Origin of the sequence: Arthrobacter humicola, assembly GCF_022803015.1 — a bacterium.
GTDB classification, from domain to species: Bacteria; Actinomycetota; Actinomycetes; order Actinomycetales; family Micrococcaceae; genus Arthrobacter; species Arthrobacter humicola_A.
The window spans coordinates 1-20,573 of record NZ_JAFKON010000004.1 but is presented as its reverse complement, the minus strand read 5'-3'; the positions used below and the strand labels follow the sequence as shown (position 1 = coordinate 20,573).

At 67.7% G+C, this 20,573-nt stretch carries 20 protein-coding genes and 1 pseudogene; 15 read left to right on the top strand and 6 right to left on the bottom strand.

Translation table 11 applies throughout. From position 1 onward, the window contains the following. Positions 1 to 102: 102 nt before the first annotated feature. Positions 103 to 1,596, bottom strand: a complete 1,494-nt coding sequence (locus ARTB_RS09845; RefSeq protein WP_243179610.1) for a lipase maturation factor family protein — start codon at positions 1,594 to 1,596, stop codon at positions 103 to 105. 164 nt (positions 1,597 to 1,760) lie between these two features. Between ARTB_RS09845 and dxr the strand changes: the two genes are divergently transcribed. The 10 genes from dxr (at position 1,761) to ARTB_RS09795 (ending at position 11,927) form a co-directional block, all read left to right on the top strand. Then, the gene (gene dxr, locus ARTB_RS09840) at positions 1,761 to 2,945 is read left to right on the top strand and encodes a 1-deoxy-D-xylulose-5-phosphate reductoisomerase (RefSeq protein WP_243179609.1); all 1,185 of its coding nucleotides are present in this window, start codon (positions 1,761 to 1,763) and stop codon (positions 2,943 to 2,945) included. Between the two features lie 33 nt (positions 2,946 to 2,978). Next, entirely contained in the window at positions 2,979 to 4,310 is a 1,332-nt protein-coding gene (locus ARTB_RS09835; RefSeq protein ID WP_243179608.1) for a M50 family metallopeptidase, read from the top strand. 120 nt (positions 4,311 to 4,430) lie between these two features. Further along, positions 4,431 to 5,120, top strand: coding sequence for a MarR family transcriptional regulator (locus tag ARTB_RS09830; protein ID WP_243179607.1), 690 nt, complete (start codon positions 4,431 to 4,433; stop codon positions 5,118 to 5,120). Then, positions 5,117 to 5,629: a hypothetical protein gene (locus ARTB_RS09825; RefSeq protein WP_243179606.1), complete on the top strand. Its 513-nt coding sequence runs from the start codon at positions 5,117 to 5,119 to the stop codon at positions 5,627 to 5,629. Before ARTB_RS09830 ends, ARTB_RS09825 begins: the two co-directional genes overlap by 4 nt. Positions 5,630 to 5,687: 58 nt before the next feature. Further along, positions 5,688 to 5,978 carry a YciI family protein gene (locus ARTB_RS09820; protein ID WP_079551403.1) on the top strand — a complete coding sequence of 97 codons (291 nt, stop codon included), beginning with the start codon at positions 5,688 to 5,690 and terminating at the stop codon, positions 5,976 to 5,978. Positions 5,979 to 6,027: 49 nt separating this feature from the next. Next, positions 6,028 to 7,194, top strand: a complete 1,167-nt coding sequence (ispG, locus tag ARTB_RS09815; protein WP_028277109.1) for a flavodoxin-dependent (E)-4-hydroxy-3-methylbut-2-enyl-diphosphate synthase — start codon at positions 6,028 to 6,030, stop codon at positions 7,192 to 7,194. After that, positions 7,157 to 8,044, top strand: coding sequence for a GNAT family N-acetyltransferase (locus tag ARTB_RS09810; RefSeq protein ID WP_243180335.1), 888 nt, complete (start codon positions 7,157 to 7,159; stop codon positions 8,042 to 8,044). The genes ispG and ARTB_RS09810 overlap by 38 nt, the downstream gene beginning before the upstream one ends. 42 nt (positions 8,045 to 8,086) lie before the next feature. Next, positions 8,087 to 8,857, top strand: a complete 771-nt coding sequence (locus ARTB_RS09805; protein WP_243179605.1) for a hypothetical protein — start codon at positions 8,087 to 8,089, stop codon at positions 8,855 to 8,857. A gap of 434 nt (positions 8,858 to 9,291) precedes the next feature. After that, positions 9,292 to 11,103: a proline--tRNA ligase gene (locus tag ARTB_RS09800; RefSeq protein ID WP_243179604.1), complete on the top strand. Its 1,812-nt coding sequence runs from the start codon at positions 9,292 to 9,294 to the stop codon at positions 11,101 to 11,103. A 29-nt stretch (positions 11,104 to 11,132) separates the two neighbouring features. Then, complete coding sequence (locus ARTB_RS09795; protein ID WP_028277113.1) at positions 11,133 to 11,927, top strand: sulfite exporter TauE/SafE family protein; 795 nt, start codon at positions 11,133 to 11,135, stop codon at positions 11,925 to 11,927. 66 nt (positions 11,928 to 11,993) lie between these two features. Here the strand turns inward: ARTB_RS09795 and ARTB_RS09790 are convergent, their stop codons facing one another. Both ARTB_RS09790 and ARTB_RS09785 read right to left on the bottom strand, forming a co-directional pair. Next, positions 11,994 to 12,482 (bottom strand): SRPBCC domain-containing protein, encoded by a 489-nt coding sequence (locus ARTB_RS09790; RefSeq protein ID WP_028277114.1) that lies wholly within the window; start codon positions 12,480 to 12,482, stop codon positions 11,994 to 11,996. Beyond that, entirely contained in the window at positions 12,479 to 12,814 is a 336-nt protein-coding gene (locus tag ARTB_RS09785; protein ID WP_279294155.1) for an ArsR/SmtB family transcription factor, read from the bottom strand. The genes ARTB_RS09790 and ARTB_RS09785 overlap by 4 nt, the downstream gene beginning before the upstream one ends. 225 nt (positions 12,815 to 13,039) lie before the next feature. Here ARTB_RS09785 and ARTB_RS09780 point away from each other — a divergent pair, with 225 nt between their 5' ends. Further along, the gene (locus tag ARTB_RS09780) at positions 13,040 to 14,452 is read left to right on the top strand and encodes a pyridoxal phosphate-dependent decarboxylase family protein (RefSeq protein ID WP_243179602.1); all 1,413 of its coding nucleotides are present in this window, start codon (positions 13,040 to 13,042) and stop codon (positions 14,450 to 14,452) included. On the opposite strand, the gene ARTB_RS09775 is transcribed toward ARTB_RS09780, so the two are convergent. From ARTB_RS09775 to ARTB_RS21765, 3 genes are all read right to left on the bottom strand, one after another. Further along, on the bottom strand, positions 14,449 to 15,528 hold the full coding sequence (locus ARTB_RS09775) for an aminoglycoside phosphotransferase family protein (RefSeq protein WP_243179601.1): 1,080 nt from the start codon (positions 15,526 to 15,528) through the stop codon (positions 14,449 to 14,451). The two genes, ARTB_RS09780 and ARTB_RS09775, sit on opposite strands and share 4 nt — an antisense overlap. 86 nt (positions 15,529 to 15,614) lie before the next feature. Next, complete coding sequence (locus ARTB_RS09770; protein WP_028277118.1) at positions 15,615 to 16,343, bottom strand: VIT1/CCC1 transporter family protein; 729 nt, start codon at positions 16,341 to 16,343, stop codon at positions 15,615 to 15,617. 79 nt (positions 16,344 to 16,422) lie between these two features. Continuing rightward, positions 16,423 to 17,616 (bottom strand): ferritin-like domain-containing protein, encoded by a 1,194-nt coding sequence (locus ARTB_RS21765; RefSeq protein WP_243179600.1) that lies wholly within the window; start codon positions 17,614 to 17,616, stop codon positions 16,423 to 16,425. A 105-nt stretch (positions 17,617 to 17,721) separates the two neighbouring features. Between ARTB_RS21765 and rimP the strand changes: the two genes are divergently transcribed. From rimP to ARTB_RS09745, 4 genes and pseudogenes are all read left to right on the top strand, one after another. Continuing rightward, on the top strand, positions 17,722 to 18,339 hold the full coding sequence (gene rimP, locus ARTB_RS09760) for a ribosome maturation factor RimP (RefSeq protein WP_028277119.1): 618 nt from the start codon (positions 17,722 to 17,724) through the stop codon (positions 18,337 to 18,339). Further along, positions 18,339 to 19,319, top strand: a complete 981-nt coding sequence (gene nusA / locus ARTB_RS09755; protein ID WP_018774503.1) for a transcription termination factor NusA — start codon at positions 18,339 to 18,341, stop codon at positions 19,317 to 19,319. Before rimP ends, nusA begins: the two co-directional genes overlap by 1 nt. 157 nt (positions 19,320 to 19,476) lie before the next feature. After that, entirely contained in the window at positions 19,477 to 19,932 is a 456-nt protein-coding gene (locus tag ARTB_RS09750; RefSeq protein WP_308197235.1) for a YlxR family protein, read from the top strand. 152 nt (positions 19,933 to 20,084) lie between these two features. Continuing rightward, positions 20,085 to 20,360 (top strand): annotated as a pseudogene (locus ARTB_RS09745) (translation initiation factor IF-2 N-terminal domain-containing protein); the annotation flags it as partial. Between the last annotated feature and the right edge of the window lie 213 nt (positions 20,361 to 20,573).

Genomic DNA, 20,573 nt, shown 5'->3' with positions numbered 1-20,573 from the left:
GCAAATGGCCGGAATGACGACACTCATTCCGGCCATTTGCGGTAAAGGGCCCACGGGAACGCACCGCCCCGGGACGCACCGCCCCGGGCCTCACGCCGGGCCTCACGCCTCCGACGTCGGGCGCGGCGCGGGGAGCCGCGACGGCGGGATGACGACATACAGCGGGGTCCGGATCCAGCGCTGGCCTGTCGCGCGGAACTCGGCCCGGGTGGAGAAATGGTAGAGGTAGCTGGTGGCACGTATCCAGTGCGGACGTCCGCCGTCGAACGGGTCGTGGCGCAGCAGCCGCAGCGTGGGCCGGTCCGCCGCCAGCAGTTTGGCCAGGAACGCGTAGAACCACTCCTCGTGCACGGTACGCAGCGGCAGGAACCACATCAGCCAGTCCAGGCGCAGGTGGTACGGGGCGTACTGGCGCGGGATGCGCCGGACGTCGCCGGGCTTGCCCTTGAACCCATACTCCCGCCAGTCCGCGTCGTCCCCGGGGTCCTCGTCGAGGGTCCCCTCCACCACGATCTCGATCCGCCGCTTCGTGACGGTGCCGAACGCGCCGTAGGTGTTGACCAGCTGCCAGCGGTTGAAGGATGCGTTCATCAGCTGGTGGTGGGACAAGAGGTTCTCGATGGGCCGGTAGCTGAGCACCACCAGCAGCACAGTGGCGAACAGGACCACCACGAGCCACGGAACCGGCGCCTGGCTGCCGGCCACTGCTCCGGCGCCTGCGGGCGCGGACGCGGCATGCCAGTCCAGCGGGATCGCCGGAATCACGGCGTGCGCCACGGGATCGCTGACCGCCGCGAAGGCCAGGATGATCGCCATCCAGTTCAGCCAGGCGAAATTTCCACTCGCCACCAGCCACAGCTGGGTGAAGACGATGATTCCGGCGGCGGCGCTGGCCAGGGGCTGCGGGGCAAAGAGGAAGAAGGGCACCACCAGTTGGGCGAAGTGGTTGCCCAGGACCTCCACCCGGTGCCAGGCCTTGGGGAGCAGGTGGGCCTGCCGGCTCAGCGGCCCCGGCATCGGCTGGGTCTCGTGGTGGTAGTACAGGGCAGTCAGGTCCCGCCATTCCTGGCCGCCCCGGATCTTGATCAGGCCGGCGCCGAACTCCAACCGGAACACCAGCCAGACCAGCAGGATCAGGATGGTCCGGGGCGGGGGAGTCTGGTCGGAGCCAAGGAAGGCCACCGTGAACCCGGCCTCCAGCAGCAGCATCTCCCAGCCGAAGCCGTAGAACGTCTGCCCCACGTTCACGATCGACATGTACAACAGCCACAGGGCCAGGAACGCGATGAGCGGAACCCACGGCGGCCCGAGCTGCGGCAGCCCGGCGATAAGCGTGGCGGCAATGGCCATGCCGCTCCAGCACACCGTCCGCAGCAGCCGGTCCGAGTAGCGCCAGCGGAACAGGCTGGGCCGGCCCAGACGGTTGAAGCCCTCGAGATACGCCGGCACCGGCAACAGGCCGCGCTCGCCGAGGAGGGCCGGGAACTGGTTCAGCGAGGAGAGGAAGGCCACGAAATACAGGGTGGCGGTGCTGCGCTGCAGCACCTGCCGGGCGAACTCGTACTCCGGCGCGTCGAACCACGCGGTCCACTCCACGTTTTCCACGTTACGCCTCCGCCCTGCTGCGTCAACGAGCGGCGGAAGACTCAACCCGACGGCGTCGAGGTGGCACTTCACGGCAGCGTTGCCCGCCGCGACTGCCGTGAAGTGCCACCCCGAGGCGAACGCGGCGCACCGGCGCGGTGCGGGATACTTGAATCATGCAGCCGCGCAAAATCGTCCTCCTCGGGTCCACCGGTTCCATCGGCACACAGGCGATTGACGTCGTCGACGGCGCCCCGCACCTTTTTGAGGTCGTCGCGCTCAGCGCCGGCGGCGGCAACCTCGAACTCCTGGCCCGGCAGGCCGTCCACACCCGCGCCCAGGCTGTCGGTGTCGCCTCCGGGGATGCCTCCGCCCTCCGGGGGCTGATCGACGACGCCGCCCGCGCGGCAGGACTCATCGGGTACAGCCCCGAACTCATCACCGGCCCCGACGCCTCCACCCGGGTCGCGGAAATCACCGCCGACGTCGTCCTCAACGGCATCACCGGCTCCATCGGACTTGCCCCCACCCTGGCCGCCCTCGCCTCCGGGGCCACGCTGGCACTGGCCAACAAGGAGTCCCTGATCGTCGGCGGCGCCCTGGTCAAGGCCGCGGCCCGCGAAGGGCAGATCGTGCCTGTGGATTCGGAGCACTCGGCCATTGCCCAGTGCCTGCGCTCCGGCTCCGCGGCGGAAGTGGACCGGCTGATCCTGACGGCATCGGGCGGGCCGTTCCGCGGCAAGACCCGGGACGAGCTGCACGACGTCTCACCGCAGGACGCCCTCGCCCACCCCACGTGGGACATGGGCCTGATGGTCACCACCAACTCCGCCAGCCTGGTCAACAAGGGCCTGGAGGTGATCGAGGCGCACCTGCTCTTTGACATCCCCTTGGAGAAGATCGACGTCGTGGTCCATCCGCAGTCCGTGGTGCATTCCATGGTCCAGTTCGTCGACGGCTCCACGATCGCCCAGGCCTCGCCGCCGGACATGCGCCTGCCCATTGCCCTCGGCCTCGGCTGGCCGGACCGCGTCCCCGGATCCGCCAGGGCCTGCGACTGGAGCAAGGCCACCAGCTGGACGTTCGAGCCGCTGGACACCGTGGCGTTCCCCGCCGTCGACCTCGCCAAGGCGGCCGCCACACAGGGCAGCACCTTCCCGGCCGTGTTCAATGCCGCGAACGAGGAAGCGGTGATGGCCTTCCACGCCGGGCAGATCCGGTTCACCGACATTGTGGACACCATCGATGCCGTCCTCAGCGAACACTCAGGCTCCTCCGGGCTGACGGTGGAGTCCGTACTGGATGCTGAAAGATGGGCACGCGCCCGCACCCACGAACGTTTAGCCGTAAGAAGCGTCTAGATTGCCAGTTTTCAGGAAGCAGCAGATCACAGCATGAGCCCCGTCCTCCTCTTTGTCCTCGGTGTCGTCTTCGTGGCGATCGGCATCGCCGTGTCCATTGCCCTGCATGAAGTCGGGCACCTGCTCCCAGCCAAGCTCTTCAAGGTCCGCGTGACCAAATACATGATCGGTTTCGGACCCACCGTCTGGTCGAAGAGAAAGGGCGAAACCGAGTACGGCCTCAAAGCCATCCCGCTGGGCGGCTACGTGTCCATGATCGGGATGTACCCGCCGAACAAGGAAGACGGAACCGTCCGCACTTCCAGCACCGGAATGTTCCAGTCACTGGCATCCGATGCCCGTTCCCTGGCCCACGAGGAAATCGGCCCCGGCGACGAAACCCGGGTCTTCTACCGGCTGCCGGTCTGGAAAAAGATCATCATCATGCTCGGCGGGCCCGCGATGAACCTGCTGATCGGCGTCGTGCTGACCGCGGTGCTGCTGATGGGCTTCGGCACCGCCAGCCAGACCACCACGATCGCGGACGTCTCCAAATGCCAGGTCAAGGCCGGCGAGACCGTGGACCCGGACTCCGCCGACTGCAAGCCCACCCCGGCCGCGGCCGCGGGCCTGTTGCCGAACGACACCATCACCTCCTTCGACGGCAAGGCCGTTACCAAGTGGGACGAACTCACCGGCTGGATCCGCGCCTCGGCGGGCCGGCAGGTGAGCATCACCGTGGAGCGCGGCGGCGCCACCGTCTCGACGACCGTCACGCCCGTGCTCTCCGCCCGCCCGGTTCTCGGTCCCGACGGCCGCCAGGCCAAGGCCGCTGACGGAAGCCTGCAGTACCAGGACGTCGGCTTCCTGGGCATCGGCGCCCAGACGGCACTCGTGCAGCAGCCGGCGTCGGCCGTGCTGCCCATGGCGGGGGAGAACATCAAGCAGGTCGCCGGTGTGGTGGTGAACCTGCCGGAGCGCGTGGCCGGCGTGGCCAAGGCAGCCTTCAGCGAGGAACCCCGGGACCCCAACGGCCCCATCAGCGTGGTGGGCGTGGGCCGCGTGGCCGGCGAGGTCGCCGCGATGGAGGAGGTCCCGCTGCAGTCCCGCTTCGCCGCCCTGGTGGGTTTGCTGGCCGGGCTCAACTTCGCGTTGGCCGTCTTCAACCTCATTCCGCTGCTGCCGCTCGACGGCGGCCACATTGCGGGCGCGCTGTACGAGGGGGCCCGGCGCCAGATCGCCAAGCTGTTCGGCCGCCCGGATCCCGGCGCCTTCGATATCGCCAAGCTGCTCCCGGTGACGTATGTGGTGGCGGTGCTGCTGATGGGCATGGGCGCGCTGCTGATCTACGCCGACATCGTCAAGCCGGTCAACCTCTTCGGGTAGGTCCGGCTGGCATTTCAGCCAAATTCCGCTGACTATCATTCATAAGCCTATTTAGGCTGATATTAAGTAATCAGTTGAAAATGGTTGATTATTCCCGATCACCTCCCCTAGGCTGGGGTCATGTACGTCATGACAATCGACCAGCGCGGCAGCACGGGCGACATCGACCGGGTTCCCGGCCTCCTGAAAGGGCTCAGTGCGCTCTCCACCGCCGGGCGCTTTGAGCGTTCGGTGGGCGACGAGGTCCAGGGCGTCGTAGAACGGGCCGACGAGGTGGTGGAGATCGCCTTGCACGCCCTGCGCAGCGGCCGCTGGTATGTCGGGATCGGGGTGGGGGAGGTGGACCTGCCGCTGCCCGCCAGCCCGCGCGAAGGCTCCGGTCCCGCCTTCGTGGCGGCCCGGTCCGCCGTCGACCGGGCCAAGGGGGCGGCCGCCCATGTTCCCCTCGCCGTGGTTGCCGGCCGCGACCGCCGTCGGGCAAATGCAGCAACCACGGCCGCGGACGGCGCCAGCGGGTCCCAGGGGGCCAAGGCCTGCGCCAATGCGGAGGCGGTGCTCCGGCTGATTGGCCGCCTGGTCCAGGACCGGACCGCGGCGCAATGGAAGGTGGTGGACGTGCTGCGCTCGGTGCGGAACGACACCCACGGAACCCACGGCAGCCAAAAAATAGCGGCACAGAAACTCGGAATCACGGAGCAGTCGGTGAGCCGCGCAGTCCTCCGCTCGGGCTGGCAGGAAGAATGGGCCGCGAGGCCGGCCGCAGAACTGCTGCTGACCCTCGCCCACGACAGCACCGAAGGAGAGAAGTGAACGCCCTGTGGATCACGCTGGCCCTGCTCACCGCAGGATTCGTCGGCTGGCCGGTCACTGCCTGGGTGTTCCGCCTCGCCCGCACCATTGATGACCGGGCCGACGCCGGAAGCGGCGCCGGCGCCGGCGGGGACGCAGCCGAGGACCCCGCCGCCGACTCCACCACGGACCCCGACCTCCAGGCGGCCCCGGAGCCGGCCGGGCCGGACGCAGCAGCGCCTACCCCGGCAGCGGCGTCCGCCGCGCCGCCCGCCGAGACCGTCAGCAGCGTGCGCATCCTGCGCGGCGGTGCCATTATCGGCATCCTGGAACGGTTCGCCGTGTGCCTGGCGATCCTGGCCGGCCAGCCCGTCGCCATCGCCTACGTCGTGGCCATCAAGGGCCTCGGCCGGTTTGCCGAGTTGAAAGCCACCCCGGTGGCCGCCGAGCGGTTCATCATCGGAACCCTCACCTCCATGCTCTGGGCAGCCGGTGTCGCCGCCCTGGCCAAGGTCCTCTTCCTCGGCTGACCGCGTGCCCCGGAGCCTGCGGATGGGAACCGGGCAAACAGGGCGATAGTGTATCCATATGACTGTTTTTGCTGTGGAGTACGTGTACGACGCCGAATCATCCGAGGTCCGCGATGCCAGCCGCCCGGCGCACCGCGAATGGACCGCGGATCTTGCCCGTGAAGGCGCCCTGCTGGCCAGCGGCCCCTACGGCGACGGCGCAGGCGCGCTGCTCATCTTCAAGGCCGCCGATGAGGCGGCCTTGAATGACCTTCTGCGGCAGGACCCCTTCGCAGCCGCCGGTGCCATCTCGGGCACCCGCACAACCGTGTGGGCGCCGCTGACCGGTCTTCTGGCCGAGCACGCCTAGCCCGTCCCGCCCGCACCTTCGCAACTTCGAATTCTAAAAGGGAGTCCATGTGACCTCGGTCAGCCTGGGAATGCCGTCAGCACCGCCCCCCGTTCTTGCCCCCCGCCGCAAGACGCGCCAGATCAAGGTGGGATCAGTCGGCGTCGGCTCCGATTCGCCCATCAGCGTCCAGTCCATGACCACGACGCCGACGACCGACATCAACGCCACCCTGCAGCAGATCGCGGAACTCACGGCCTCCGGCTGCGACATCGTGCGCGTCGCCTGCCCGTCCGCCGATGACGCCGAGGCGCTGCCGATCATCGCCAAGAAGTCCCAGATCCCGGTGATCGCGGACATCCACTTCCAGCCGAAGTACGTCTTCGCCGCGATCGAGGCCGGCTGTGCCGCCGTGCGCGTGAACCCGGGCAATATCCGCAAGTTCGATGACCAGGTCAAGGAGATCGCCCGCGCCGCCAAGGACCACGGCACCTCCATCCGGATCGGCGTCAACGCCGGATCCCTGGAACCGGGCATCATGAAGAAATACGGCAAGGCCACCCCGGAAGCCCTCGTGGAATCCGCCGTCTGGGAGGCCTCGCTCTTCGAGGAGCACGGTTTCCACGACTTCAAGATCTCCGTCAAGCACAACGACCCGGTCATCATGGTTGCCGCCTACGAGATGCTGGCCGAAAAGGGCGACTGGCCCCTGCACCTCGGCGTCACCGAGGCCGGACCGGCCTTCCAGGGCACCATCAAGTCCGCCACGGCGTTTGGCGCCCTGCTCTCCCGCGGGATCGGCGACACCATCCGCGTCTCCCTCTCTGCCCCGCCGGTCGAGGAAATCAAGGTGGGCAACCAGATCCTGCAGTCGCTCAACCTGCGCCCCCGCAAGCTGGAAATCGTCTCCTGCCCGTCCTGCGGCCGCGCCCAGGTGGACGTCTACACGCTCGCCGAGCAGGTCACCGCTGGCCTGGAAGGCATGGAAGTCCCGCTGCGCGTGGCAGTCATGGGCTGCGTGGTCAATGGTCCCGGCGAAGCCCGCGAGGCCGATCTCGGCGTTGCCTCCGGCAACGGCAAGGGCCAGATCTTTGTCAGGGGCGAGGTCATCAAGACTGTCCCGGAGGATCAGATTGTTGAGACACTGATCGAAGAAGCCATGCGTATCGCAGAAGAGATGGGGGACGCCGATGGCGAAGATGCTGTCAAGGGTAGCCCCGTGGTTAGCGTCTCGTAAGGACGACGCCGCTCCCGGCGTCGTCGTCCGGGTCCTTGGCGGCGCGGACACCGGACAACTGCTGGCGCTGGCGCACCGGGACGCCGTCGCCAATGTCTTCATCCTCTCGCACCTGGAGACCGCCGGTACGGCGTCTCCCACGGCAGGGGGCGCCAGCATTCTTGGCGTGTTCGACGGCGACACCCTCCTCGGTGCCTGCTGGGCCGGCGCCAACCTGGTGCCGATCGAACTGGCGCCCGAGCTCGCCGGCCTCATTGCGATGGCCGCGCACCGCTCCGGGCGCCGCTACGCCTCGATCTTTGGCCCCGCCGAAACTGTGCTGGCTCTCTACGCGGCGCTGGAGCAGCTCGGCCAGACCGCCCACGAAGTCCGGGACCACCAGCCCCTGCTGACGATCGCGGGGCCGCCCGCCGTCCGGCCCGAGCCCGCACTCGGCTTTGGCCAGCTGGCTGACTTCGACAAGATCCTGCCCGCATGCGCCGCAATGTTTGAGGAAGAAGTGGGCTATTCGCCCTACCTCGGCGGCAGGGAGTATTACAGCCGGCGCGTCAAGAGCCTCATCCGCCAGGGGCATTCCCTCGTGCACGTGAACGCCGCCGGCGATGTGGTCTTCAAGGCCGAACTCGGCGCCGTCACGCCGGAAGTGACCCAGGTCCAGGGTGTCTGGATGAATCCCGACTTCCGCGGACTGGGACTGAGCGCGGGCTACATGGCCGCCGTCGTCGTCCTCGCCCAGACCCTCGCGCCGGTGACCAGCCTGTACGTCAACGGGTTCAACGCCAAGGCGCGCGCCACCTACGATCGGGTGGGCTTTCGCCAGGTGGGCACGTTCGCTACAGTGCTCTTCTAGCGGGCAAATGCCGGCTGGCCGGTCTAGTTTTTTGGGGGAAACATGAAGACATCAGTGCTGCGCATTTTCGGGGCCTCGGCGCTCCTCGCCTGGGGCGCCGTGGGATTGGCCGCATGTGGCACCCCCACTGGCTCGCCGGATACAGCCCAGAGTGCGCAAGCCCAGGCCGCAACGACGGTTCCCAGCGCGGCCGCGACGCCTACTCCCACCCAGACGCAAGTCAAGGCTTACACGAGCGATGAACTGACGGCCCTCGTGGCACAGTTGAAGGATGCGCACGGCAAGCCGCTCACCGTGATGCCGCTTGCCGATCTCAAGAAGTCGGTCGAACAGGCAAAGTCCTTGCTGGCGTCGATCTCGGTAGAACCCGCGGAGTGCGCGGCTCTGGCCCTTGGCGGCCAGGCAGCCTCGACCGAGGGCACGGCGGTCGCGGCGGGGGTGGCCCAAGATGCCGGGACGGGCGCTTCCACGGGTGTCTCCCTGGCGTTCCGGGCTGACGCCAAGCTGCTCGAGAAGGGACTCGCCCAGGGCGAGGACTTCAATAAGTGCTCAGCCCTTTCATTCACGACCAATGGCACCAAAGTGGACCTCAAACTGACCAAGCTGGCCGGATTCGGCTCAACCGCGGGCACCGTCGCGTACCGGACAGACAGCACACTGCCGGGCGGCCGGAAGCAATCGGCGATTACCGGACAGGTGATCCAGGACGGCGTTCTCATCACCGTCAGCGCGGCAGGTGGCGGCAGCGAGGCCGACGCCATCTTCCGGGCCGGAAAATTACTGGATCAGGCCGCCGTGCTCGTCGGGAAGTAGCCCGATTACCGCCCCGCATGGACCCGCAACGACATGCCGAAAATATCCGGTTGCAGACTATTGCTTCCCGGCCGCATGTCACATAGGTTCTACCTAGCCGTGTCGCATAGGCGCACACACTCCCCAACGCATTTTCCGGGGAAGACAACGCCTGGAGACGACACCAAGTAGCTCGCAGCCTGAGATCTGGGGGGTGCTGGGGCCACGGAGCCACGCCATGACGGGATGACCAGCCGGAAACGGCCAGGGGCTTCCACCAGTTATGGCGTGGCTCTTCCATGCGCCCGGCCCCGCAGAAGCGGGCGAGAAGCGGGGCAGTAGCGGGGGCGCAGCGGGGCCGGCGCGGCAAAGCGGTGCGCTCTGGACGGTAGATTAGTACCTAGATGCTTTTCTTAGGCTTTGCCCGCACTTCCCCAGAAACGGATACCCCACCTGTGGTCCTTCGACTCTCCAAGCTGTTCCTGCGCACCCTGCGCGAAGATCCCGCCGACGCCGAGGTGGCCAGCCACCGGCTCCTGGTCCGCGCCGGCTACATCCGGCGGGCCGCGCCCGGCATTTACACCTGGCTCCCGCTGGGGCTGAGTGTGCTGCGCAAGGTGGAGCAGGTCATCCGCGAGGAAATGACCGCCATCGGAGCCCAGGAAGTCCACTTCCCGGCGCTGCTGCCCAAGGAACCCTACGAGGCCACGAACCGCTGGACCGAATACGGCGAGGGCATCTTCCGGCTCAAGGACCGCAAGGGTAACGACTACCTTCTGGCCCCCACGCACGAGGAGATGTTCACCCTGCTGGTCAAGGACCTGTACTCCTCGTACAAGGACCTGCCGCTGAGCATCTACCAGATCCAGAACAAGTACCGCGATGAGGCGCGTCCCCGCGCAGGCCTGCTGCGCGGCCGCGAATTCATCATGAAGGACTCCTACTCCTTCGACGTCGACGACGCCGGCCTGGACGACAGCTACGCCGCCCACCGCGGCGCGTACCTGAAGATCTTCGAGCGCCTCGGCCTCGAAGTGATTCCGGTTGCTGCCACTGCCGGTGCCATGGGCGGGTCCAAGAGCGAGGAATTCCTGCACCCCACCGAGATCGGTGAGGACACCTTCGTGCGCTCGGCCGGCGGCTACGCGGCCAACGTCGAGGCCGTCACCACCGTGGTCCCCGCGGACATCGACTTCAGCAACGCCCCGGCCGCCGAAGTCCGCGACACCCCGGACACCCCCACCATCGAAACCCTCGTCGACGCCGCCAACGTCCTGGTTCCGCGCACAGAGGCCGACGGCAGTCCCTGGACCGCCGCCGACACGCTCAAGAACGTCGTCCTCGCCGTGACGCTGCCCACCGGCGAACGCCAGATCGTCGTCATCGGCCTCCCCGGAGACCGCGGCGTTGACCTCAAGCGCGTCGAGGCGAACATCGGGTCCTTCCTGCCGATTGCCGGCGAGATCACGCTCGAGGCCGCCAACGAAGACGATCTCAAGAAGCAGCCCCTGATCGTCAAGGGCTACCTCGGCCCCGGCATGTCCCTGGATGCGCCGCTGCTGGGCAGCGAGGGCGCCGCAAAGCTGCTCTACCTTGTGGATCCCCGCGTCGTCAGCGGCTCTGCCTGGGTCACCGGCGCCAACGAGGCCGGCAAGCACGTCTTTGGCCTCGTCGCCGGACGCGACTTCGGCTGGGACGGAGTCATCGAGTGCACCGAGGTGCGCGCCGGCGACGAGGCGCCCGACGGTTCCGGTCCCCTCGAAACCGCCCGCGGCATCGAAATGGGCCACATCTTCCAACTCGGCCGGAAGTACGCCGCCGCCCTGGACCTGAAAGTCCTGGACCAGAACGGCAAGCAGGTGGTGGTGACCATGGGCTCCTACGGCGTCGGCGTCACCCGCGCCGTGGCGGCCCTGGCAGAGTCCAACCACGATGACCGGGGCCTGGTCTGGCCGCGCGCCGTCGCCCCCGCCGACGTCCACGTTGTGGCCGTGGGCCGCGGTGAGGAAATCTTCGCCGCCGCCGAAAAACTGTCCCTGGAGCTCGAGGCTGCCGGCCTGGACGTCATCTATGACGACCGCCCCAAAGTTTCCCCCGGCGTGAAGTTCGGCGATGCCGAACTCGTCGGCGTCCCCACCATCCTCGCCGTCGGGCGCGGACTCGTGGACGGCGTCGTGGAGATCAAGGACCGCCGCAGCGGCAATGCCGAGAATGTAGCCGTTGACAAGGCTGTTGACTACGTGGTCAACGCCGTGCGCAACAGCTGATGCCGCGCCGTCCCGGGCCGCACTAGGCAATGGTCTCCGGACTCGAATCGATCCAGCTCGGAACTGTCATCCTGATCGTCGTGGCCGGCCTGGCGGCCGGATGGGTCGACGCCGTCGTCGGTGGCGGCGGGCTCATCCAGCTCCCGGCGATGCTCCTGGTGCCGGGCATCAGCCCGGTCCAGGCGCTGGCGACCAACAAGATGGGCTCCATCTTCGGCACCAGCACCAGCGCGGCCACGTACTACCGCCGCGTCCGGCCCGACCTGCGCACCGCCCTGCCCATGGCAGCGATCGCGCTGGCAGGCAGCTACGGCGGGGCGGCGCTTGCTGCCAACCTGCCGGCCAGCGTGTTCAAGCCGATCATCGTGCTGGCGCTGATCGCCGTCGCGCTCTTCACCGCCTTCCAGCCCGGCATCGGTGAGCTGACCAAGCTGCGCCACGAGGGGCACCGGCACTACGTGGTGGCCTGCCTGATCGGCGGCGTGATCGGCTTCTACGACGGCCTGATCGGTCCCGGCACCGGATCGTTCCTGATCATCGCCCTCGTCTCGGCCATGGGCTACGCCTTCCTGGAGGCCAGCGCCAAGGCCAAGATCGTGAACGTGGCCACTAACGCCGGCGCCCTGCTGTTCTTTGTTCCGCACGGCGCCGTGCTGTGGGGGCTCGGGCTGCTGCTGGGCATGGCGAACATGGCCGGCGGCTACCTCGGTGCCCGGACTGCGGTCCGGCAGGGGAGCAAGTTCATCCGGATCGTGTTCCTGGTGGTGGTGGGCGCGCTGATCATCAAGCTCGGTTCCGACGTCTGGCAGGACAACCTGTCCTAGAATGGCGCGGCCCAAACATGGCCCTTCACGGACAACCGAAGCGGCCTCTGGTAAACCGCGACCCTATTAGGCATCGAGGCGGTAGCGCGCTTCGTACACCGGGTTCAGCTCGATCCATCGGCTGCGCCACTCGCTGGATTCCAGGCCCGCCTCGTAGCTGATCAGATCCTCGATGTGCACCTGCCAGCCCGCTCCATAGGCCGCGATTTCGCCGAGCGGGAGACCGCGTTCCTCAACAATCAGCCGCGTGCCAGGTCCCTCGGGAGTCAGTACCGCCTCAATGACCGTTTCCTCCTCGCTGCCGGGCGACATCGTCACGGTCAGCCGGCGCGGTGCCTCGCACAACTCGACCCGTCCGGCGCCTTCCCATCCGCTCGTAAAGACTGCCGTGAACGCCCCACCGGGATGTAGGTCGCCATCGACCCGGGCGACCCACCGGGCGAGGCGCGTCGGGTCGGTCAGCGCCGTCCACAGATCTGTGGCCGGCGTCCCGAAAAGCGAGTCCATCCGTACAGCGCCCTTCCCGTCACCGAGCGAGCGAATGCTTCCTATCACGCTGTTTGGCTGTGCCATTGTGTCGTGCTCCTCTCCTCGCGGTGACCCCGCGAGATCTCGGTATGCAAAGCGTTTAAGCGGCGTTCCCACAATGTGCGGTACGGGCCGAGCCAAGTATCCAACTCTGCGAGTGGCTCCGGCCGAAGGCTGTAGATGCGCAGCTGTGCCTGTGAGTGCACTTCAACGAGCCCGGCCTCACGCAACACGCGGAGGTGGCGTGAGACCCCCGGGCGAGCGATCGGCAGTGCGGCCGCGAGTTCGGAGACCGACGCCGGCTGTCGGCGCAGGTGCTCGAGAATTTTGCGGCGATTCTCGTCTGACAAGGCGTGCATAACGGCTTCCACGCCTTGAAGGTACCCGTCCGGTTACGTACCCGTCAAGGTACATTGAGGAAATTGCGGCCTCCATCGCGGGTGGCCCCCGAGCTGCATTCTCTTTCATCACTCGTTCCACCATCCCCTTAAAAAGCCCAGGGCCGCACTGGTGCACGCGCCAACTAGGTCCGCGGCACCCGCATGGGACTCCCGGTCCGTTGGCGCCGGGCGTAGCATGCAGCTATGTCGGCAAGTGAGGAACGCTACCGGGATGCCCTCGACGCCGCGGCCGGGCACGCACGCCGGTGGCTTGAGAGCCAGGAGACACGCCGGATCGGACCGAAGGCGACGGCGGCCGAGCTCGCGGCCGACTTCGGCGGCCCGTTGCCCCCACACGGGATGCCGGCCGCGGATGTGGTGGACTATCTCGCGGCCAAGGCCGAACCCGGGCTGATGGCCATGCCGTCCGGGCGGTTCTTCGGTTGGGTCATCGGCGGCACACTGCCGGCCGCCCTGGCCGCGGACTGGCTGCTCAGCGCCTGGGACCAAAATACGGGGCTGCGTTTCGCCACGCCCGCCACCGCCGCCATCGAGGAAGCCGCCGGCAAATGGATCCTCGAGCTGCTGGGTCTTCCCGAGGAGTCCGACGTCGGCTTTGCCACCGGTGCCACCATGGCCAACTTCACCGGGCTCGCCGCCGCCCGCTGGCGGCTCATGGCCGATGCCGGCTGGGACCTTGACGGCGACGGCCTCGCCGGTGCGCCCCGGATCCGCTGCTTCGCGGGCCAGGAGCGCCACGAAACGATCGACCTCGGCCTGCGCTATCTGGGCCTCGGGCACCCCACCGTGGTGCCCTCCGACCATCAGGGGCGCATCATCCCGGCCGAGCTGGACTGCGCCCTGGACCTTGCGCTCAGCACCGGGGAGGGCGGCCGCCCCGGCCCGGCCCTCGTGTGCCTGCAGGCCGGCAACCTGCATTCGGGTGCCTTCGACCCCTTCGCCGAGGCCATCGCCGTCGCGAAGGCGCACGGCGCCTGGGTCCACGTGGACGGGGCGTTCGGGCTCTGGGCGGCCGCCGTGCCCGAACTGTCCGCCCTGACCGCGGGACTCGGCCTGGCCGATTCGTGGGGCACAGATGCGCACAAGACCCTCAATGTCCCCTACGACTGCGGGATCGTGATCGTGCGCGACGCCCAGGCGCTGCGGTCGGCGATGGGGCTGCACGCCAGCTACCTGATCCAGGCCGCCGACGGGGCCGGAGACCCGTCCCAAAGAGTGCCCGAGCTCTCCCGCCGGGCCCGCGGCGTGCCGGTGTGGGCAGCGCTCAAATCCCTGGGCCGTGACGGTGTCGCCAGCCAGGTCCGCACGCTCGTGCACCGGGCCGCGCAGCTGGCCGAACAGCTCGGGGCGTTGGACGGCGTGGAGGTGCTCAACGACGTCGACTACACCCAGGTGTCCCTGGCGTTTGGCGACGACGCCGTGACCCGGTCCGTGGCGGAGAGGGTCATGGCTGATGGCCGGGTCTGGATGTCCGGGTCACGCTGGCAGGACCGCGATATCCTGCGGATTTCGGTGAGCAACTGGAGCACGGACGACGCCGATGTCAGAGTCGCCGTCGACGCCGTCCGCGACGCGCTGGCGGCCGTGCGGGGCTAGCCGCCAGCTATCCCGCCAGCTTCCCCGGGCGTCGGGAGTGACTGCGGGGCGGGCAGGCCGGGAAGCGTCCGGCCGGCCAGCGTGCTCGCCACCCACAGCGATCGGGCCAGATCGCCTTCGTGATGGCGCTGCGAGGCATACCAGAGGGCGTTCTCCACTTCGCGCGCCAGACTCCACTGCCGGGCGGCCTCGGCGTCCAGACCGGCGGCCGCACTGAAATCCGCGCACCGCGCGAGCAGCGCCCGCCCGGGATCCTGCTGGGGCAACTCCCGGATCCTGTTCCACAGCACCGGGGCCACGGCGAACTCCGCCTCGCCGACCATTGGCTGGGGATCGATCGCAGCGTACTGTTCCGGCCCCGCCGGTGGGTTCCGGGTTGCCGGCTCCGGGACGCCGGGCCGGGCCAGGACGTTCAAATAGTGCAGGTCCGCATGGACCAGGACGTCCTTGCCGGACCGCCGGCCGACGGCGCCACGGGTCTGGCAGACCTCCAGCGCCGCCTCGAGCAGCCAGCGTGGGAACGGCCGCCCGAGGTGTTCCCACGCCTCCGGGAATTCATCGCTCCACTGCTCGGCCCGTGCCGCCACGTGGTCGATTTCCCGCCACTCCGGCCGGCTGTCCGGGACCACGCTGAGCTGGCGGACCACGCCGCCCCACACCGTCACCGCTGTGTCCAACGGGACATCCAGGAGGGAGCGGCAGGCGTCCAGGCGCTCCAGGAGCAGGGCGCAGGAACCGGCGTCGGCGGCCAGCAGCCTGACGGCGCCGTGGCCTCCCCACAGGGCGAGGGCGTGGTGTTCGCGAGTGGCCTCCTCGTGCGGAAAAGCCAGCTTCAGCACGGCTGCCTCGCCCTTGCCTTGGGACCCCTGCCTGTCCCGGCGCCGCACAGGAATGACGACGCCGCCGTGCCCGTTCCAGGGAAGGGCCCCCGGTTCCAGATCCGGCTCCAGGTCCCACTGGTCGAGGAATCGCCCGATCAGGTCAGGAAGTGTCGCCAGCCAGGTGCGTCCCGCAGGGGTACGGGCGTACCGGCGGGAAAGATCAGGCGGGATGGGGACATCTGGGATCGCGTTCACGGGACCTATCGTAGGGCCGGAGGGGTCGCCGCCGCGTTGGCCTGCCCCAGGCGGACCTCGGATGGTTCCTCTGGGACCGGGGGCCTTTAGACGATGCCGCTCGCGCCGAGCGCGTTGCCGATCGCGAACGTTGCCACCAGGGCAACGGCGCCGCCAATCACCACGCGGATCGCTGCTTTGAGCTTTGAGCCACCGCCAATCCACGCGCCCACGGCGCCGGTGGCGGCCAACGCCACGAGCACGGCCACGAAGGTCAGCGGAATCCTGATGCTTTCCGGCGGCAGCAGGATGGCCATCATGGGCAGGATTGCACCGGCGAGGAACGCGATGGCAGAAGCGAACGCCGCGTGCCACGGGCTCACGATGTCGGTTTCGTCAATATGGAGTTCGGCTGAGAGGTGCGCGCCGAGCGCATCGTGCGCCGTCAGTTCCTTGGCCACCGTCCGTGCGGTCGCGGGGCTGAGGCCCTTGCCCTGGTAGATCGCCGCGAGCTCCTCGAGCTCTTCCTCCGGCTGTTCCTCCAGCTCCCGGCGCTCCTTTTCGATCAAGGCGTGCTGGCTGTCCTTCTGGCTGCTGACGGAGACATATTCCCCGAGCGCCATCGAGATAGCGCCGCCCACCACGCCCGCGGCGCCCGCGAGCAGGATTGCTCCGGTATCGGTGGTCGCGCCGGCGACGCCGACGACGATCGCTGCGACGGAGACGATGCCGTCATTGGCCCCCAGGACGCCCGCGCGGAGCCAATTGAGGCGGTGTGCGATGTCATTGTGGTGCGGCTCGTTCTCGTGCTGGGTTGCGGCGCCGGTCGTTTCCATGCCTACAGCAAATCACCCGGGGCCGGGGCATGCCAGTATTCCAAGGCTTACCAAAATAAGCCGAGGCTTGCTCCGGCGTTCAGCCCGCGGGCTGCGACGGCGTTTCGCCCGCCGGCCGCGTCGGCATCGACGCCCTGTCCAGGCCCGGCAGGGCGCCGGAATCCGCACCCCACTGCACCGCCCGCTTCGCAGACCCGAACAGTGCAGCGATGGCCCACTGCCGGGTCGCGCCCTCACTCAGCGCCACGAGGTCGCCATAGACCGGCAGGGCGGCGGCTTCCAGGTCGCCGAGGCCGGCGGCGGGGGAGGCCAGGAAGGACGGCGCCAGCGCGTAGCCCGCCTCGCGTGCTGGCACCGCGGAACAGTGCAGCCGGCTCAGGGATTCCACGGCGCCAAGGAGCGCGTCATGATGGGCCAATTCCTCGGCCGCGGATTTCGCCGCGTCGCCGCCGAGCCGGGTCAGCGCCACCTGGTAACCGTAGATGGTCTGCGCCTCGGTCCGCGCAGCCGACGCCAGGGCGCCGCCGAGGCTGGACGCGGCCGCGGTTGGCTCTCCTTCGGGCTGCGCTGCTGTGGACGGTTCTGTTGCGGCCTGACGCTCTGTGGTTGGGGCCGTTGCTGACTGCGACGGGCAGGTGCCGGACACCTGCGGCGGGGTTACGTCGGCTGCCGGCGCCGCCGTTCCGGTGCCGGCGGCGAGGGCGGACGCCTGCAGCAGCTGAGCGGTGCCGACGGCGGCCAAGAGCCGTGCCATGCCGCCGTCGGCCTTGGCCGCGTCCGCGAGGCGCTGGCGGCCGCTGCCTGCCAAGGCCGCCACCAGCCCGGCGGCGGTCGCCGGAAGAGGTGCGGCGGACGCTGCCGGGGGCGTTGCCCGGCCGGAGGCGGAAGCCGCGCCGGCCGGGTCCGCAGGACTTTCTCCCGGTGCCAGCAGAGCTTGCGCCTGGAGTGTCAGCAAGGTCACAGTCCGGTCGATGGCGGGATTCCCGGCATCGGCCGGACGGCCATCAGCGCCCTCGGCCGGGCCGTCTTTTGAGTCGGCCCGGGCCGCGGTGCCAAGCTGGCTGCCGGCGTCCAGCAGTTGCCGGGTTTCGGCCAGTGCGGCGGCGCGCGCCTGCTCAGAAAAGGGTGGGATCGCAGGCTCCGGCGGACTGGCCGGCGTCAGGACCACGCCCAGGCTCACCACCACCAGGGCGAGGCACACCAAAAGCACATAGCGGGGGAGCGACCGGGGAAAGTGATCCTGCCATCGCTTTTCCCTGGTGTCGTCTTTCACAACAGACCATGTTGTCATGCCGGCCCGGAACTGCGTGCACCACGCCGCCCGGAAAATCGCTAGGCTAGTACACACAACATCATCTAGCGGGAGGCGGCCGGCATCATGACCAACGCAGAAGCCACGACTTCAACAGACCGGACCGGGACGGGAAAGGCTGAAGCCGCAACCGTTCAAAATGTCGAGGCCGAGCGCCTTCACGCACTCCTGGAACCCGCAGTACTGGCGAACCGGCTGTACCTGGAGGACGTATCCATCCATGTCGCCGGCGCCAACCGGGTGGTCCACGTAGTGGTGGACCTGCCGCAGGAGGAGACCGGGGGCGTCGGGCTCGACGTCATCGCCGAGATCTCCAAGACCCTTTCGGACACCCTGGACAACGACCCCAGCATGGACGCGCGCCCCTATGAGCTCGAAGTCTCTTCACCCGGCGTCGGCCGTCCACTGACAGAGGAGCGGCACTGGCACCGTGCCCGCGGGCGGATGGTCAACGTGAACGTGATCCAAGGCGACAACGTCACCGGCAGGGTCCAGTCCGTAGACGATGGGGGAGTCACCCTCGTTCCGGAAATCGCCGTCAAGAAGGGCATGAAGCCCAAACAAGGTGAACCCGTCAAGCTTCCTTTCGACAGGATCCGCAGCGGAAAAGTCGAGATAGAGTTCAGCCACCTCGAAGAGGCCGGCTTGGAAAAAGCAAACAATGGACCTTCTGAGGAGGCCTGATGGATATTGACATGAGCGCACTGAGACTCCTGGAGCGTGAGCGTGAAATCCCGCTGGATCTCCTGATTCCAACAATCGAGCAGGCACTGCTCGTGGCCTATCACAAGACCCCCGGCGCCTTCGAAAAGGCCCGGGCCGAGCTCGACCGCAAGAGCGGCCACGTGACCATCTGGGCCACCGAGATCGACGACGACGGCGCCCCGATCGGCGAGTTCGAGGACACCCCCGCGGGCTTCGGACGCATCGCGGCGAGCACCGCACGGCAGATCATCCTGCAGCGCCTCCGGGACGCTGAGGACGACAACGTGCTGGGCCAGTTCAAGGGCCGTGAAGGTGAGCTTGTCGCCGGCACCATCCAGCAGGGCAACAACCCGCACATGATCCAGGTGAACCTGGGCACGGTGGAGGCACTGCTGCCGCCGCCCGAGCAGGTTCCCGGCGAGAAGTACATCCACGGCAACCGGCTGCGCGCTTTCGTGATCGACGTCCACCGCGGCACCAAGGGCCCGTCCATCACGCTGTCCCGCTCCCACCCCGGGCTCGTCCGGAAGCTCTTCGAACTCGAAGTTCCCGAGATCGCGGACCGTTCGGTCGAAATCGTGGCGCTTGCCCGCGAAGCCGGCCACCGCACCAAGATCGCCGTCAAGGCAAACACGCCCGGCGTGAACGCCAAGGGTGCCTGCATCGGTGAAATGGGGTCGCGTGTCCGGGCGGTCATGACTGAACTGAACGACGAGAAGATCGACATCGTTGACTACAACGACGATCCGGCGACCTTCATCGCCAGCGCCCTCTCGCCGTCGCGCGTGAATTCGGTCACAATCACCGACGAAGCCACGCGTTCGGCCCGGGTGGTCGTTCCCGACTACCAGCTCTCCCTCGCCATCGGCAAAGAGGGGCAGAACGCCCGTCTCGCCGCCAAGCTCACGGGATGGCGAATCGACATCGTCTCCGACGCCGCCGTCAACACCGGCAAATAGCGCGGGCACGCAAGCGCACGAACACGGGCACCAACAGGCGCTGCGGGCCGCCATCGCGGCCCACAGCCTGTGTGCGCTCTCACTGGTTAGCCGTGATTTCCAAGCTGACCGGCATGCCTGGGTTCGGGACCCGGGCGCCGGAGGGGCTAGAATAGACATGACCGCGCCTCACGGCCGGTATCCGTGTGTCTTTGGCGCGTCTGGGTTTTTCCCGGATTCCCGGGACGCGGTGATTCACCAAGCAGTTGTACTGGCAGGAAGATACTCGAACGTGGCACATGTGCAACACCTCGGGAATCAGCCGCAGCGCACCTGTATCGGATGCCGACAAAAAGGATCGCGGTCGGAGTTACTCCGGCTCGTCGCCGGCGCCGGTGGTTCGTCCGCCGTCGTGGTGGATGAACGACGCCGGATGGCTGGCCGGGGAGCATGGCTGCACCCCAGCGAAAAGTGCCTGGCACTGGCGGTCAAACGTCGAGCGTTCGGCCGCGCCCTCAACGGCGCAGCCGGAACAGCCGATGTTGAACGCCGGATCACTGCCGGCACGGAAGCCGTGGGCACCCCGGTGGCCGCAGCAACAACCGTCCAACCTGAAAGCGGGTCAGAAAACTGATGGAAACCCGATGAGTTCCCAGCGATGAGTGCGCAACGATGACAACTTTGTTGCGCTCTGCAATGGGCCTTTCAGCTGCATTCGCGGCGGAGGCCCGCAGTAAGAAGTAGACGGTTCGTGCCTGGCTCGGTGCGGACCGAGACAGGAGAAATGTGGCCAAGGTCCGCGTACATGAGCTTGCTAAAGAGCTCGGTATTACTTCCAAAGATGCAGTAACCAAACTGCAGGAACTGGGCGAATTCGTTCGCTCCGCCTCGTCAACAATCGAGGCTCCCGTTGTGCGGAAACTGCGCAACGCTTACCCCGACGCCCCCGCAGCTTCGAAGTCAGAAGCTCCGGCGTCCGCCCCCCAGGCATCTGCCAGCCCGGCAGCGACCCGTCCGGCGCCTGCGCCTGGCCCCGCTGCGCCCACAGCGCCGGCGGCTGCAGTACCCAAGGCCTGTCTCTTATACACATCTGACGCTGCCGCCGATATGTAGTCAGTGTAGATCTCGTGGGTCGACGTATCATTAAAAAAAAAAAAAAAAGGACCACACAATCACGCGATGACCCACTTGCTATGCCACATCTGCTCAACCACCACCCGTATTCGCATAGTCCTACGCCCAATCATCGTACTGTCGCATCATGCTGACCACATC